Below are 15,362 nucleotides of genomic sequence, written 5' to 3'. Positions count from 1 at the left end.
TACAGGATTTAGGCTTGGAGGGTGCCGAGGGTCTGGATTGCGGTCTTGCGCAATTCATCCATGTCGGACTGCATCTTGGTCACGCTCTCATAGGCGCGGGTGATCTCGATCAGGCGGGTCATTTCGACGACCCCATCTACGTTGGCTTCTTCCAGAGCGCCTTGAACCACGCCGCGGATCGGCTGGATCGGAAGAGGTTCATTGCCGACGTAGAGGTTCTCTCCCAACTGAAGGAGCGACTGCTTGTCTTCGAAATCGACCAATCGGATGCGGCCTCGAGCTCCGAGTTCGGAGCTGATCGTGCCATCCCGGGCAATCTCTACCTGACCGTCTTCAGTGGTGAAGGAGATTGGACCACCTTCGGTCAGCACCGGACGTCCGGTTGCTGTGACCAGTGTGCCGCCAACGTCCAAATGAAAGGCGCCGTTACGAGTAAAGGCTTCCGTCCCGTCTTCCATTTGCACTGCAAAGAAACCGTCCCCCTCGACCGCAAGGTCGAATGGGTTGTCCGTTGTCCGAATGCCGCCTTCGGAGAAATTGAAGGTCGTGGCATAATCGTGGACGTAGGACAGGGTTTCGTCAGGAGTAGGAAACTCCGTCGCTTCGGCGACGGGCATCAGGTACTCTTCGAAATTAAGGCGCTGGGCCTTGTAACCAGACGTATTGAGGTTCGCCATGTTGTTGGCGACCACGGTCAGCTGATTCCTTAACGCGGTCTGGCGCGATAGGGTTATGAGCTGCGCGTTCTCCATAATAAACTTCCTTATGCTCCCCGAAGAACTGCCCATCTCCCCAGATCGACAGTTCGCAATATGCAATTGCACAAGGTGTGCCAGTTTCTAAATGGCTGAAAATCTTGGGTAAAAGAAAAATTGTCAGGGTGCGCTCGGCAGGGTTTTCCGGCACATATTAACCAGATGGTAATTTTTGCCGGGTTACGGTTGTTAACCATTTGGTAACGACTCGTTAACCATTTACTCTTTAGTAACTATATGCGCGTGGGGGGCGATCTCACGGGCTGAGAGCGGGGAACAACATGGCGGACGAAACTGCTGCTGACGAAGACGCAGAAGGCTCGGACGCCGGTGGTGGCAAGAAGAAGCTGATCCTGTTCGGGGCTATCGGGCTGGTTGCCCTGTTGGCCATCGGTGGTGGAGCTTACTTCTTCCTGTCGGGTGACAGTGCCGCCCCGCGTGTCGTTGAAAATGAAGAGGGTACTGAGGAAGTTCAGAAGCCTGTGGTCTTCTACGACCTTCCCGAGATGACTGTTAATCTCGCGACCGACGGTCGCAGTACATACCTGAAGGTGCGTATCGCGCTTGAACTTGAGGATAAGGCGATGATCGGTCTGATCGAGCCCTATCTGCCACGCATTCTGGATGCGTTTCAAATTTACCTGCGTGAGTTGCGTCCAGCGGACCTAGAAGGGTCTGCCGGTTTGTTTCGTCTGAAGGAAGAATTGCTCAGGCGCATCAACGTGTCCGTTTACCCGGCTAGGGTGGACGGGGTCCTGTTCAAGGAGATTCTGGTTCAGTAGGCCCGCGACTCTGCGGCATCTGACTGGAATTATGATTGGTTCGACATGGCTGACGACGACGACGATCTGAGCGAAGAGGACATGGCTGACGCCTGGGGCGCCGCACTTGCCGAACAGGGAGCGGGGGGCGACGAAGGCGATGACCTGGCTGCTGCCTGGGGTGCTGCTCTTGAAGAGCAGGGCGCCGGAAGCGGTGACGATATGGCTGCCCAATGGGCGGCAATGATCGATGACAGCGAGCCTGACCTTGAAAACGCGACACGCGGCGCTGACCGTGTTCTCAACCAAGAGGAAATTGACAACCTCCTCGGGTTCAATATTGAGGACACGATTGCCGGCGACCAGAGCGGTATTCGGGCGCTCATCAACTCGGCAATGGTGTCTTATGAGCGCCTGCCGATGCTGGAAATCGTCTTCGACAGACTTGTTCGACTGACGACGACCTCCTTGCGCAACTTCACCTCCGACAATGTTGAAGTGTCGCTGGATTCTATCAGTTCTGTCCGGTTCGGGGACTACCTGAACTCTATTCCGCTTCCTGCCATCCTGGGTGTTTTCAAAGCCGAGGAATGGGATGGGTTCGGCATGGTGACGGTTGAATCCAGCCTGATCTATTCGATCATCGATGTGCTTCTGGGCGGCGGTCGTGGAACCTCTGCCGTGCGTGTCGAAGGGCGGCCTTACACCACCATCGAGACCAATCTTGTGCAGCAGATGGTGGCGCTTATCCTGCAGGACATGGAGCAAGCCTTCTCGCCGCTGTCTCCGATACATTTCAATCTGGAACGACTGGAAACGAATCCACGGTTTGCGGCCATTTCACGGCCCGCCAATGCGGCGATTCTCGTTGAATTGCGGATCGATATGGAAGATCGCGGCGGCACCGTCGAGATCATGATGCCCTATGCAACGCTGGAGCCGATTCGCGATCTGCTCCTGCAAATGTTCATGGGGGAGAAGTTCGGCCGCGACCCGATCTGGGAGGGCCACCTTGCAACGGAGATTTGCGCTGCCGAAATCGAGGTCGATGCGGTTCTTTATGAGACACATCTGCCACTGGGGCGGATTTTAAGCTTGGATGTTGGGCAAACATTGGTTTTCGACATCGACCCAAGCGATCCAGTGAAGATAAAATGCGGCAACGTTCCATTGACGGAAGGCACGATCGGAAAGATCGAAGATTCTATCGCCGTTCGTGTGTCACGTAATCTGAAAAAGCCGAAAATGACTCTCGCCGCTTTCGAGCGCGCAATGCAAAGCGAAATGGAGCAACCATGACTTCCCTGCCACTCGGAATGATCATTGAAGGGCTGGTTGCCGTCTTGTTGCTTGTGACCATCGGCTATTGCGGTGTGCTCAACCGGCGACTGAAGCGCCTGCGGGCCGACGAGGAAATTCTTCGGGCAACAATCTCCGAGTTGATGACCGCGACGGAAATCGCCGAGCGCGCCATTCTCAGCCTGAAGGCGACGGCGCGTGATGCGGATGAAACCCTCGGTTGCCGACTGCAGGATGCAGAAAAGCTCTCTTCGAGCCTGGCCATTCAGGTTGAGGAAGGGGAGAGAATTTTCAGCCGGATCAGCCAGATAGCCGAAGCAGCGCGCTCAGCTGCAGATGAACGCTCTGCAGCACAAGCTGCTGCCCACGTAGGTGGCCAGGTGGCTTCGCCCTACCAGCGCGCAGCTCCTAACGGTGGGCAGTATGCTCAACAACCTGGTGCTATGGCGCCGCATTCGCAGATGCCACAGCAATACATGCCTCAGCAAAACGGTCGGCAGCAGGTGCATGGTCATCCTGGGCATGTACCGCATTCTCATATGGCGGAGCCGCAGGCGGGATCGCAACCTGGCTATCAGCCTCAGCCGGTCTATGCGCAAAATAGTCATGCCGAGCAGCCTGCGCAACCGCGGGGACGTGTCAGCACCAACGATATTCGCAGCGCTGCAGCTGAAGCGACTGAACGACTTGGTCGCTTTCGTAATCGTACCGGGGGCGCTGCTGCATGAATTTGCGTCTGCTGCCCAGTTTGGCCGTTGCTGCGAGCGCCCTTTTGGCGCTTAAGGTGCTTGGTCTTGTGCTGGGCGCTGACGTTTCGAGTGTTGCGCCGGTGCTGCATGCCGTTGCGCAGGAAACGGCTGCCGATGCTGACTCGGCTGGAGGGGCAATGGAGCCGGAGGGCGCTGCAGACGCGGCAGCAGCACCGGATATGCCACCTGCCATTCCGGATTCGCTTGAGATTGGCGGATCTGCTGCAGAGCGCGCCGTTCTCGAGAGCCTGGGTAAGCGTCGCGATACGTTGAACCAGCAGGAAGACCAGCTCGATCTGCGGGAGAAACTGCTTCAGGCGACTGAAGAGCGTATCCAGAAAAGAGTGAATGAACTCAAGAGCCTCGAGCAACGTATCGAGGGGCAGGTTGAGGAAAAGCGCAAGCAGGAAGAGGGCGAGATCGCTGCCTTGGTGACCATGTATGAAAACATGAAGCCGAAGGATGCTGCGCGTATTTTCGACCGACTGGACCTGAGTGTGATGCTCCGGGTCGTGCGGCAGATGAAGCCACGCAAGATGGCCGATATCCTTGGCAGAATGTCGCCTGAGACGGCAGAACGTCTGACCGTGGCGATCGCCAATAGCGCTGGCCAAGACAACACCGCGGCACCAATGTCTCCCGAACTGCCAAAAATCCAACCGAATTGACGTATACCCTTGGATTTCGGCTGTCGATGTAAGGACGCGTTAAGACCGCTTAACCTAATCTAGGGGGCAATGGTGGCCCCTTTGAAACAGAGATCGATTGTGCTGGAGCACTTCTGGAATTCGAAAAGAAAAGGCGATGCCTTTTCTGTCTCCGGACGTGCAGCGTTTAGCTGGGCGATCCCTGCGCTATGGCTGATCGCCATTACCTGCCTTTTCCTGACAGGCCTCCTGCCGTTTTCCGATAAAGCCCAGGCGCAAACGCCTGAGCCTGTGACCCTGGTCGCCACTCCTGAAGAGGGGGGGTATGGGCGGATGGTTCTGACCTTCAAGGACCGCACATTGTTGCCGGTTTATGATGCTGCCGTGACGGGTGGGGTGCTGCGTATTGCGTTTGAGGATCCGATCGATGTCGATGTCGACAATGTTCCGCTGATCCTCAAGGACTACGTTGCCATCGCCCGCCGGGATCCGGACGGAAGTGCGATCCGATTTGCCTTGAAGGATCAGTTCAAGATCAACACACTCGAGGCGGGTGAGAAGCTGTTCATCGATATTCTGCCGAAGAACTGGCAGGGCTTGCCGCCAGGTTTGCCTGACGATGTGGTGCGTGATCTGGCCAAACGTGCTGAAGCGGCCATGCGCAAGGTCCGTGCGCTGGAACAGGCCCGTCTGCAAGCCAAGGAAGGCCCCAGGGTCGATCTGCATATTGGTGTGCATCCGACGTTCACCCGGCTTGTTTTCGATTGGTCCATCGCCTTCGACACAGCATTCGTGCGGGAAGATGACCTGGTGCGGGTGTCTTTCAACCATCCGGCTCAACTGGATATTTCCGAGTTGAGAGCCCACCTGCCACCGGGGGTGGTGGATGCAACGTCCTTTCTTGATCAGGGCAAGCTGAAGTTTCTCATGCGTATCGATCCGGATACCGATATCCGGGCCTTCCGCGAGGAGCAGACCTACGTCATCGATGTGACCTCCACGAATTCAGCGCCGAAGGATGAGGTCAATCAGGCCATTGAGGAGCAGCTGAACGGCGCTCCTGCTCCTGATCGCCGAAATATGGTCGTAGCGCCCGGCGCTCGGGACGAGAACACTCCCAAGCCGGAGATGAACGAGAACGTGGCGCCTCGTGGAGACGAACTGGAGCAGGAACAGCGCAGCTCTATTGCGCCTGCCGCAGTTCAACCGGTCCAGATCGCCTCTGCGGAGGTTGATCCAGCTGTGCTCGGAACGGTACTCCCCCAGCAGTTTGACAGGAGACCGGCTCCCAAACCGTCGCAGCCGGTGTCACCAGGTGATGGACAGACGCCTCAGGACTTCGCCCAGCCGAGTGATGCACTCGATCCCTTGTCGCAGTCCGCGGATCTTGCAGGTTCAACGACCGATGCCTTGCCGCTGACGGAGATTTCCGAAGCTGCAGTGGCACCGACGCCTATTCCAGACCCTGTCGGCGGTACGGAATTGACGGCAGCCATTCCTCCGATGGAAACCGACGCAGCCGTTCCACCGGTTGAAATTGCCATTCCGCCTGTGCCGGTCCAGCCGGAACAAGCTCCGACTGAAGCGGCAGATACAGCGGAAGCACCCGTTGCTGTCGAGGCGCCCGAGGAGGCAGTGCCTCAGGGCGTCGAGACAGCGCAAGCGCCAGAAATGGCTCCTGCCATGACGGATTCAGGTGTCCCGGCGGCCGTGCCTTTGCAGGGAGGCAGTGAGGCTTGGCGCGCACAGGCACCAACAACCCAGATGCAGGAGCGGCCATCTCCTGAACAACCGCCAGCGAATGCAGCCGATGAGGTTCGAAACTTTGTGTCCGCAGAAGCGCGTCGGATCGGCAATACGGTCCGGGTCGTGTTTCCATTTCTGGAGCCGGTTTCCTCAGCGATCTTTCGGCGCAATGACAGTATCTGGATGGTCTTCGACACTCAGGCGACGATTGATACACGCGGCATGGAATCGGCTTTGGCTGGTACTGCTGACCGAATTGCAGTGTCTGAAGGCCCAGGCTACCAAATACTTCGATTAGACCTGAATGATCCGGTTCTGGCGACTGTCGGTCTGGATGGGAATGCCTGGAGCCTGGTGATCGGCGACATGATCCTTGAGCCGTCCATTCCGCTGAAACTTGAACGCAATGTGCGCGGTGATGGCGGGTCGGTGCTGCGCGTGCTCTATCGCGATCCGCAGAACATCCGGGAGCTTGAGGACCCTTTCGTCGGCGACCGGATTGGAGTCGTCACAGGGTATGGTCCACCTCGCGGTTTGTTGAAGGCACAGAAGTTTGTCGATCTGGATGCTCTCAGCTCGGCACAAGGCGTGGCGATCGTCAAGAAGACCGACGATGTGACGATGAAGCTCCTCGGTGACGATGTGATCATTGAGAAGGATGGCGGGCTGGCGCTTTCCAACAACCATCTGCGTCGCGGGACCGGTGCGTTCAACGCGGCGGTCGATTCAAATGAGTCGGGCTATGTTGAGTTCGTCTCGCTCAGCACGGAAGGCCCGATGACGTTCCGGGATCGGCTTAACACGCTGCAAGACAGCCTTACGAAGGCTCCCGAAGGGCGTCGGCGCGAGGAGATCATGGACCTGGCACGCTTCTATCTGGCGCACCAGTTCGCGCAGGAATCTCTGGGACTGATGCAACTGGCGCTGGAAGAAGATCCGGTTCTGGCTGAAGACGCGTCTTTTAACATGATGTTTGGGGCGGCTCTGACATTGGCTGGGCGCGAGAAGGAAGCCTTTGAATATCTCAATCAGCCGGACCTGAAGAACAGTCCTGACGCGGCAGTCTGGCAAACCATCGTCGATTCCGAATTGCAGAACTGGACGTCCGCTCGTATCGCAATTCCGCGGGGCCGTGCAGTGGTCGGCAACTACCCAACGCCGATCCAGACCGAATTCAATCTTGCGGCTGCCATGACGATGGTCGAGGCCAATGATTTTGGCGTCGCCAACGGTATTCTGGCCGAGATCGAGCCTTCGGAGGTCTCAACGGCTCAGGCGGCGCGGTATGACATTCTGCGTGGGCGGGTGGCCGATGCCTCCGGCAGGTCGCAGGAAGCGTTGAACGCTTTCGATTATGTTGCCAAGTCTGGCGACCGTCCGCGCGCGGCAGAGGCCGAGTACCGGGCCTTGCGCATTCGCTACAGGGATGGGGAGCTGTCCATTGATGAAGCCATTGATCAGCTGGCTGGTCTGGCCACATCGTGGCGTGGCGATGAAATCGAACTGAAGACCCTGCGCTTCCTGGCCCAGCTCTATGCAGAAAAAGGCCGCTACAGGGAGGGGTTCGAGGCGATGAAATCCGCTGTGCAGGCCAATCCGGATGCGGATACGACACGTCTTTTGCAGGAAGAAATGAATGCTCTGTTCGTCTCGCTTTTCCTCGATGGCAAGGCAGACGAGATGGATCCAGTGCGCGCCCTTGCTCTGTTTTATGATTTCCGCGAACTGACACCTATTGGACGCCAAGGCGATGAAATGGTGCGTGGCCTGGCCAAACGTCTGGTCGAAATGGATCTTCTGGACCAGGCCGCTGAACTGTTGCGCCATCAGGTGGACAATCGTCTGAAGGGATCAGCTCGGGCACAGATCGCTGCCGACCTTGCGGCCATCTATCTGGCGGATCGCAAGGCGGATGAAGCCCTGCGGGTTCTCAATAAGACACGGCAATCTAGCCTGCCGAACACGCTGGAACGCCAACGCAACATCGTTGAAGCCAGGGCTTTGACGGCCAGTGGTCGCCCGGACCTGGCGCTTGAGCTGGTGCGCAACATGCGCGGTACCGACGTGGACCGGTTGCGGGCTGACACTTTCTGGGCTGCTCAGAGTTGGCGTGAAGCGGGTGAGCAACTGGAAGCGATGCATGGCTCGCGCTGGTCGGATGTTATTCCTCTGGACGATCTCGAGCGCCGTGATGTGCTCAAGGCGGGGATCGCCTATTCGTTGGCCGGTGATCAGTTGAGCCTGGATCGCTTGAAAAGCAAATACATCACCAAGATGGCTGACAGTCCGGAGGCATCGGCCTTTGAGGTCGTGACACGTCCTGTCCAGGCGCAGGGTGTGGAATTCCTGGAAGTAGCCAATCAGCTGGCCGGCACGGACGAGCTGGAAACCTTCATGGAAGAGTATCGCCGCCAATACATGACACCGTCTCGCAATGCGGGCCAACCGCAAGCAGAACCGCAAGCGGCAACAGAGCCGAGCCCGGATGTGAACAACGGCTAAGAGTTGGATGTCGGCAACCCCTTAGCGCTTCAAGCAAACAAAAAGCCCGCTGTCGACATCGGTCGAGGCGGGCTTTTTGATTGTGGATTGCTGCCATCACTGATGGGGAAGTTAATCTAGCCGGTCAGCCCGAAGCTCTTTACGAGTGAACCGGCGACCATATGCCAGCCGTCGACTAGCACGAAGAAGATCAGTTTGAAGGGGAGCGAGATCACCACGGGTGGCAGCATCATCATCCCCATCGACATCAGCACCGATGCAATTACCAGGTCGATGATCAGGAATGGCAGGTAGAGCAGGAAGCCGATTTCGAAGGCCCGGCGCAGCTCGCTGATCATGAAGGCGGGCACCAGAATTTGCATCTGCAGGTCTTCCGGCGTGTCGGGAAGGTCTTTGCCGGAAAGCTCCTGAAACAGCATGAGATCCTTTTCGCGGACCTGGGTCAGCATGAAGGTCCGAAATGGATCAGAGACCCGCTCATAGGCCTGGGTGAAATCAATGGTGCCTTCGACCAGCGGCTGGACGCCTTCATCGTAAGCCTGCTGAAAGGTTGGAGCCATGATGAAGGCGCTGAGGAACAGCGCCAGAGACACCATCACTGTGTTCGGCGGCGCGGTTTGCAGTCCAATGGCTGACCGCAGCATCGACAGCACAACCACAATGCGGGTGAAGCTCGTGACCATTACAAGGATGGATGGAGCCAATGAAAAGACCGTCATCAGCGCGACAAGCTGGACGGCGCGCTCGGTCAGGGTTGTGCCTTCGCCGAACCCGATGGTGACGTCCTGTGCGAAGGCCGGCATCATCAGGCCGCCAGCTGTCAGCAACAGGGCGGCGACGAAGGTCAGCGCGGTCAGCCGCAGAAGGCTGCGGCCGAAAATGGGCGTCATGGGTTTTTCTGTCCGTGCAATTCGTCGAGAACCTTGGCCATTTCGGTCTCAATCGGGTTGGGACGCTGGTCGGTCATCGGGGGGATATCTTCGTTGCTTGGGTCTGGGTTGGCTGAGGCCTGTTCAGGGATATCGGCGTGGCCGTCTGCTTGTGTCATCGTTACGGCAGTGCTGACTTGAAACCGCGTGGCGGGATCAGCAACCGTTGTATCCGAGATCTGAGAGGTGCTTGCTGGCGTTGTCTCGTTCTCCGGAGTTGCGAAAATCGCTTCAGGCAGCGGCGCCTCGTCATCTACTGGCACTGGGGACTGATCTGCGGCCGCTGCTTCCTGAAGGGCGGTCTTTTCTGCTTCCTCGGCGCGCGCCTTCGAGCGGGCAGCCGTAGAAGCCAGCACGGAACTGGCAAAAGACTTTACCGTTGCAGGCGCTGGGGTGACGACCGGTGGTGCCACAGAGCCCGCTACCGGTGCCATCACAGAGGCGACTATCGGTGTGGAGACCGAAACGACGGTCGACGTGATTGCTGGTGTCTCGGCTGAGACCGGTTCGGTGGCGACTTCCACAGCAACGGATTCTTCAGATGTCGGCACTGGAGAAGTCTGCACAGGATGGCTATCCCCACTTTGGGCGGCCGGGACGATGACCGGTTCCACTCGGTGGTTCTGGCGAGAAGGCGTGGATTTTACATCGGGAGCGCTGGGTGTCGCCTGAGATGTGGTCTGCGGCGTTGCTTGCAATGAAGCAGGGCCGGATTGCTTCTCGGCCAGAAAGGTCTTGTAGAGGCTCTTTGCATTTGCTGCAGGTCCCGAGGACGGGGGCGTAATGCGCTGTTGAGGTTGTGGAGCGCGTGCCGCACCTGAGGTGGGCCGACTGGCAAGTGTTTTGGTCCAGGCGGCGACTTTGCCGCTGTCGTCTGACTGGTCTGGCACCACGCTGTCGACGGAGGGCTCCGGAACGACTTTCGGAGCCGCTGGCGATGGCCGGGCCATGTCAGACTGTACCGAGGACGTAGAGACGACAATGGGCGGCGCCAGCGATGCAGCGAGCAGAGCCGGAGCCGCAGCCGCCTGTTCAGGGTCGCTCAGGGGCATTGAAGCTTCGGCGACGCTTGCCGCCGCAGGAGGGGCTGCGACCATGGGGGGCGCTTGGGCCACGGGTGCAGCTGCCAATGGCTGAGCCGGAAGGGGCTGCGTTGGCGCACTGTCTCGTGTCGGCGCGACTTCGCGTCTTGCCGGTGAACTTAGTGGCGCGTTCGCGGTCCGCTTGGCTGCCAGGTTGGCAATACGTTCTTTCAGACTTGTCGCAGTGTCAGAACGTGTTGACTTTGCGCTTTCTGAGGATCTCGTTGCTGTCTGGTGGGACGCAGAGATCGGTGCAGGTTGCTCTTCAGCGACGGGAGCGTCTGGTGCGGCAACGGGCGCATAAGCCTGGGAAGGACGAGATGCAGGCGATGGCGTGTGCACGGCTGCGGGCCGTTCCGGCGTACTGAACAGATCGCTGTCTGTATCCCTGATTGCCGCTTGAGGGGCGACTTGTGTGGCCGCGTCAAAAGCCTCATCCACATGAGACGATGGGGTGAAGGCAGGCGGCGGCATTCCCGTGTCGGACAGGTGGGAACCAGCGGAGGTGCCGACCGGGGCAGAGCTAAGGGCTTGTCCCTGAACATATGTCTGAGACCGGGTGGACTGGCCGATCGGTGCGCCGCGGATGATGCCGGGTTCGATCACGAGGTCGTTCGAACCTCCGACAAGTATAAGGTGTTCGACATTGTCCCTACGGACCAGCAAAAGCCTGCGCCGGGTGTCGATATTGGTTGCGTCCATGACGGCAATGCGAGGCTGGCGGCCACGACCGGTCGACAGGCGCGCCCCGCTCAGTCGCTTGAGAATGAAGACGAACAGGGCGATCAAGATCAGCACCACCAGGAGCGATGCTCCGACGGAGATGCCCCGTGCCAGGCTTTCGCTCAATCCGAATGTGTTTACGATCCAGGTGTCCATACCTACCTCACTACTTCCCGCGCCGCGAATGTGCCCACCGTGCGAGGACGAAAAACGGATCGGATGTGATCCCTTGGTCCTGCGTCAGCCGGCCCATCCGTGTTGAGTGTCTGGCACCGCCGAACGAACCGCGTTTGCCCGACATGCGGTTGCTGCTTGCAGGGGTGGCAACCGTCTTGTTGGAAAGTGGCAGATTTGAGTTTGGACGTGTCATGTCCGGCCGAATCTGCTTCCTTTGAGAAGACGTTAACAGAAGCGGGAATTTCTTGCCGGGTAGCAGGCGCGATAAGTTGTGAATTTGCAAATTGCAAACAGGTAATCTTTCGGCAAATCAGATAGTTCCAAGGCTAGACGTTAACGCGTTAACGGTTTGTTAACCTTTAGATCGGCAAAGTCTGCCTAGTTTGTTAACCAATGGTGAATCAAATGGCCCTGACCGACCTGCCTGTGTTCCAGGCGATCAAGTCGAAAATGCAATGGCATCAGGTGCGCCAGGGGGTGTTGGCCGAGAATGTGGCCAATGCGGATACTCCGGGCTATGCAGCTCGGGAAGTTGAAGAATTCAGTTTCTCCGATCACATCGGGCGCACGCAATTTGGCCTGTCTACGGTGACCACCGAAAGCGGGCACATTTCTGGCATGATTTCTGCAAACTCCAGAGTGGGTGTTGATGAGAAAGACATGTTCGAGGTGACGCCCAACGGCAACAATGTCGTGCTGGAAGAGCAGATGATGAAGGTCACGGAAAACCAGATGGATTTCCAGGCGGCTACCACGCTCTACTCGCGCGGCCTGGGGTTGATCAAAACAGCTTTGTCGAAAAACGCTTAAGGCGGGGCAAGCAGGTTTTGGTCAATCGCTGGAGCCATAGACACTGAAAGCCTGCCAGATATCAGGCAGGCCGGAGAGATAAAATGGATCTTTTGAAATCGCTGTTCGTATCGGCGTCGGGCCTGAAGGCTCAGAATGGCCGGATGCGGATCATCGCGGAGAATATCGCCAACGCTGATTCCACCGGCCGTACGCCGAACGAGGAACCGTACCGGCGAAAGATCCCGACCTTCAAAAGTCACTTTGACAAGGAAATCGGCGGAGAGAAGGTCGAAATTGGCCGCATCGCCGAAGATTCCAGCCCGTTCGAAGTTCGCTACGAACCGGGACACCCGGCAGCGGATGAGAACGGTTATATCCGTACCCCCAACGTCAACACTCTGATCGAGACGGTGGATATGCGGGAAGCACAGAGGTCTTACGAGGCCAATCTGAACGTGGTCGAGGCGACCCGGCGGATGGTGCAGAAAACGATCGACATTCTTCGGGCCTGATTGCCTGGAGGTGTCGCTCAAACGGAACTGAAAAAGCGGCAATAAACATAAAAACCCATGGCTCTGTTCGAGGGGTCTGCTCTTCGGGAGAGGTTATGGGAACGGGAGAGCCTTGTCTCTTCCACCAGATAGAGGCGCCACAACATGTCTACTCCCTCGCTAGCGAGCAATGCCTATCAATCGGCCGCACGGCTGATGCAGCAACAAAGTGCCAACATCGGCAAGGACGTTGCACCGAAGGTGGATGCACCGGATTTCGGGGCCATGGTCTCGAGCGCGGTGGAAGGAGTGGTGGATAAGGGCCAGGCCATGGATGCCAAAGCCATCGGCATGATGGAAGGTAAGACAGATGTGGTCGACGTCGTGACTGCTATCGCGGAAACAGAGACTGCCCTTGAGACCATGGTTGCCGTCCGCGACAAGGTGATCGCGGCTTACGAAGAAATCATGCGGATGCAGATCTAACGATCACATCGTGAGGAACGACGTCCCTCAACTGTGCGTATCTCGAAACGGGGAAGACCAACAATGACCGGCGGAGAAGTGCTGGATCTGGCCAGGGAAGGCGTTTGGACGATGATCCTTGTCGCCGGACCGGTAATGATTGTTGGTCTCGTTGTCGGCGTTGTCATTGCCCTGTTTCAGGCGTTGACTCAAATCCAGGAGATGACGCTGGTCTTCGTTCCAAAGATTCTGGCCATCTTTTTCACCTTGCTGCTAACGCTGCCATTCATGGGGCAGCTGCTCGCGGGGTTCATGGACCGTATCGGCGAACTGATTCTGGCAACGCCGACATGATGCGGTACGGCGGGGGGCGATGACGTTCAACCTGAACTTTCTGCCGGAAGTCGTTGCGGTCTTCATGTTGATGTTCGCTCGTCTCGGCACGATGGTCATGTTGATGCCGGGGTTGGGAGAATCCTCCATTCCGATGCGGATGCGCCTGTCCGTTGCGGTGATGTTGACAATGATCCTCTATCCGGTCGGCGCTGCGGCCTATCCGGCCAACGTGTTGTCGAACACGATTTATCTGGCGGTACTTGTTGCGGGAGAGTTCGCCATCGGATTTTCCATCGGACTGCTTTCCAGGATGATCACGGCGGTGTTGCAGACTGCTGGTGTGATCATTGCGGGACAGACCGGCCTGTCTTTCGCGCTTGGCACGGACATTACCAATGAGGGACAGCAGGGGGCGCTGTTGTCCAACTACATGGCGATTCTCGGGGTCACGCTGGTGTTCGTGACCGATAGCCACTACCTGGTGATCGCGGCTCTGCATGACAGCTTCTCGATGTTTCCGCCAGGAGACTGGCTGCCGGTGGGGGATCTTGCTGAACTGGCAACGACCACCGTGGCGGAGGTGCTGTCGATCGCTACACGTTTGAGTGCGCCATTCATTGTGGTCGGGCTCGTCTTTTATTTCGGCCTCGGCTTGCTCAACAAGCTGATGCCGCAGATGCAGATCTTTTTCATCGCCATGCCCGTGAACATCGCTCTCGGGCTGGTCCTCTTTCTAGTGCTTATCGGTACCATGATGACTTTCTATCTGGACCACTTTCAACAAGCGCTGGGTGTCTTCACAAACGGCTAAGGAAGTACAATGGCCGACGATACCGATGACTCGGAGAAGACCGAGGACCCCACCCAAAAACGGCTCAAGGAGTCGCATGACAAGGGGGATGTTGCCAAATCTCAGGAAGTCAGTACCTGGTTCACAATGGCCGGGACGATTGTGCTGATCGGTATTTTTGCACCGAGCATGGCAACGTCTGTCGGGCAGTATCTGAAGGGCTTTCTTGAGCACGCCGGGGACATCCCGATGGATGGCTTTGCACTGCGGGCGATGTGGCGTGACACGGGCGAATCCATCGCAATGATCGTCGGTTTTCCATTGCTGTCTCTGGTGTTCATGGCTGTGGCTGGCAATCTCGTGCAGCATGAGCTTCTGTTCACCACAGAGCCGATCACTCCGAAACTGTCGAAAGTGTCGCCGGCCTCGGGGTTCAAGCGATTGTTTTCCTCGGAAAGCCTTGTGAACTTTGCCAAGGGCTTGGCCAAGATCCTGATTGTCGGAACCTTGATGTGCGTCGTCCTGTTGCCGCATGGCGATGAGATGGAGACAATCATCTTCGCCGATGTGAGCCTGCAGCTGGAAAGCGCGCGGCAGCTGGTGCTTCAGCTCCTTGCTGCAGTCTTGGCCGTCATGACAGTCGTCGCCGGGCTCGACTTCATGTACCAGAAGCACAAATGGTTCGAGAAGCAGAAGATGTCTCTGCAAGAGGTCAAGGAAGAGTACAAACAGACGGAAGGTGACCCTCACATCAAGGGTAAGATCCGTCAGTTGCGCATGGAGCGAAGTCGCAAGCGGATGATGGCTGCGGTTCCTCAGGCCACAGTGGTTGTCACAAACCCGACCCACTATGCTGTGGCCTTGAAGTTCGAAGAGGGGATGAGCGCTCCATTATGCCTGGCGAAGGGTGTGGATGCCACGGCCTTGAAAATTCGTGAGGTCGCCAAGGGACATGAAATTCCGGTGATCGAGAACCCGCCGCTGGCGCGTGCGCTTTACGCAACGGTCGAGATTGACGACGAAATTCCGGAAGAACATTACAAAGCCGTGGCTGAAATCATCGGCTTCGTCTTTAAAATGCGGAAACGCTCCAGTTGGCGGTCGAATTAAGGCCCATC

14 protein-coding genes are annotated in these 15,362 nt (G+C 57.5%); 11 read left to right on the top strand and 3 right to left on the bottom strand.

Translation table 11 applies throughout. The features are described from left to right. Positions 1-8 precede the first annotated feature (8 nt). Positions 9-752: a flagellar basal-body rod protein FlgF gene (flgF, locus tag J0X15_RS07080; RefSeq protein WP_206939187.1), complete on the bottom strand. Its 744-nt coding sequence runs from the start codon at positions 750-752 to the stop codon at positions 9-11. A gap of 284 nt (positions 753-1,036) precedes the next feature. Here flgF and J0X15_RS07075 point away from each other — a divergent pair, with 284 nt between their 5' ends. From J0X15_RS07075 to J0X15_RS07055, 5 genes are all read left to right on the top strand, one after another. After that, on the top strand, positions 1,037-1,537 hold the full coding sequence (locus J0X15_RS07075) for a flagellar basal body-associated FliL family protein (protein WP_206939185.1): 501 nt from the start codon (positions 1,037-1,039) through the stop codon (positions 1,535-1,537). A gap of 45 nt (positions 1,538-1,582) precedes the next feature. Next, complete coding sequence (gene fliM, locus J0X15_RS07070; RefSeq protein ID WP_206939184.1) at positions 1,583-2,815, top strand: flagellar motor switch protein FliM; 1,233 nt, start codon at positions 1,583-1,585, stop codon at positions 2,813-2,815. Next, the gene (locus J0X15_RS07065; protein WP_206939183.1) at positions 2,812-3,543 is read left to right on the top strand and encodes a DUF6468 domain-containing protein; all 732 of its coding nucleotides are present in this window, start codon (positions 2,812-2,814) and stop codon (positions 3,541-3,543) included. The genes fliM and J0X15_RS07065 overlap by 4 nt, the downstream gene beginning before the upstream one ends. Continuing rightward, positions 3,540-4,232: a MotE family protein gene (locus J0X15_RS07060; RefSeq protein WP_206939182.1), complete on the top strand. Its 693-nt coding sequence runs from the start codon at positions 3,540-3,542 to the stop codon at positions 4,230-4,232. Before J0X15_RS07065 ends, J0X15_RS07060 begins: the two co-directional genes overlap by 4 nt. Before the next feature lie 81 nt (positions 4,233-4,313). Then, on the top strand, positions 4,314-8,459 hold the full coding sequence (locus J0X15_RS07055; RefSeq protein ID WP_209015122.1) for a hypothetical protein: 4,146 nt from the start codon (positions 4,314-4,316) through the stop codon (positions 8,457-8,459). A gap of 116 nt (positions 8,460-8,575) precedes the next feature. On the opposite strand, the gene fliP is transcribed toward J0X15_RS07055, so the two are convergent. Together fliP and J0X15_RS07045 are read right to left on the bottom strand one after the other, a co-directional pair. Next, positions 8,576-9,349 (bottom strand): flagellar type III secretion system pore protein FliP, encoded by a 774-nt coding sequence (gene fliP / locus J0X15_RS07050; RefSeq protein ID WP_209015121.1) that lies wholly within the window; start codon positions 9,347-9,349, stop codon positions 8,576-8,578. After that, the gene (locus J0X15_RS07045) at positions 9,346-11,349 is read right to left on the bottom strand and encodes a flagellar biosynthetic protein FliO (RefSeq protein WP_206939181.1); all 2,004 of its coding nucleotides are present in this window, start codon (positions 11,347-11,349) and stop codon (positions 9,346-9,348) included. The genes fliP and J0X15_RS07045 overlap by 4 nt, the downstream gene beginning before the upstream one ends. 426 nt (positions 11,350-11,775) lie before the next feature. Between J0X15_RS07045 and flgB the strand changes: the two genes are divergently transcribed. From flgB to flhB, 6 genes are all read left to right on the top strand, one after another. Continuing rightward, positions 11,776-12,180, top strand: a complete 405-nt coding sequence (gene flgB / locus J0X15_RS07040) for a flagellar basal body rod protein FlgB (RefSeq protein WP_206939180.1) — start codon at positions 11,776-11,778, stop codon at positions 12,178-12,180. Between the two features lie 83 nt (positions 12,181-12,263). Further along, entirely contained in the window at positions 12,264-12,674 is a 411-nt protein-coding gene (gene flgC, locus J0X15_RS07035) for a flagellar basal body rod protein FlgC (RefSeq protein ID WP_206939179.1), read from the top strand. Positions 12,675-12,818: 144 nt separating this feature from the next. Further along, a complete protein-coding gene (locus J0X15_RS07030) occupies positions 12,819-13,139 on the top strand; it encodes a flagellar hook-basal body complex protein FliE (RefSeq protein ID WP_206939178.1) in 321 nt (106 codons plus the stop codon). A 63-nt stretch (positions 13,140-13,202) separates the two neighbouring features. After that, positions 13,203-13,472: a flagellar biosynthesis protein FliQ gene (fliQ, locus tag J0X15_RS07025; protein WP_206939177.1), complete on the top strand. Its 270-nt coding sequence runs from the start codon at positions 13,203-13,205 to the stop codon at positions 13,470-13,472. A gap of 19 nt (positions 13,473-13,491) precedes the next feature. Next, a complete protein-coding gene (gene fliR, locus J0X15_RS07020; RefSeq protein WP_206939175.1) occupies positions 13,492-14,265 on the top strand; it encodes a flagellar biosynthetic protein FliR in 774 nt (257 codons plus the stop codon). A gap of 9 nt (positions 14,266-14,274) precedes the next feature. Continuing rightward, a complete protein-coding gene (gene flhB, locus J0X15_RS07015; protein WP_206939174.1) occupies positions 14,275-15,354 on the top strand; it encodes a flagellar biosynthesis protein FlhB in 1,080 nt (359 codons plus the stop codon). The last annotated feature ends 8 nt before the right edge of the window (positions 15,355-15,362 follow it).

This window comes from Roseibium limicola (assembly GCF_017313085.1).
Classification (GTDB): domain Bacteria; phylum Pseudomonadota; class Alphaproteobacteria; order Rhizobiales; family Stappiaceae; genus Roseibium; species Roseibium limicola.
Note: the sequence above shows the minus strand (reverse complement) of the source record. Positions and strands in the feature narration are given on the sequence as shown.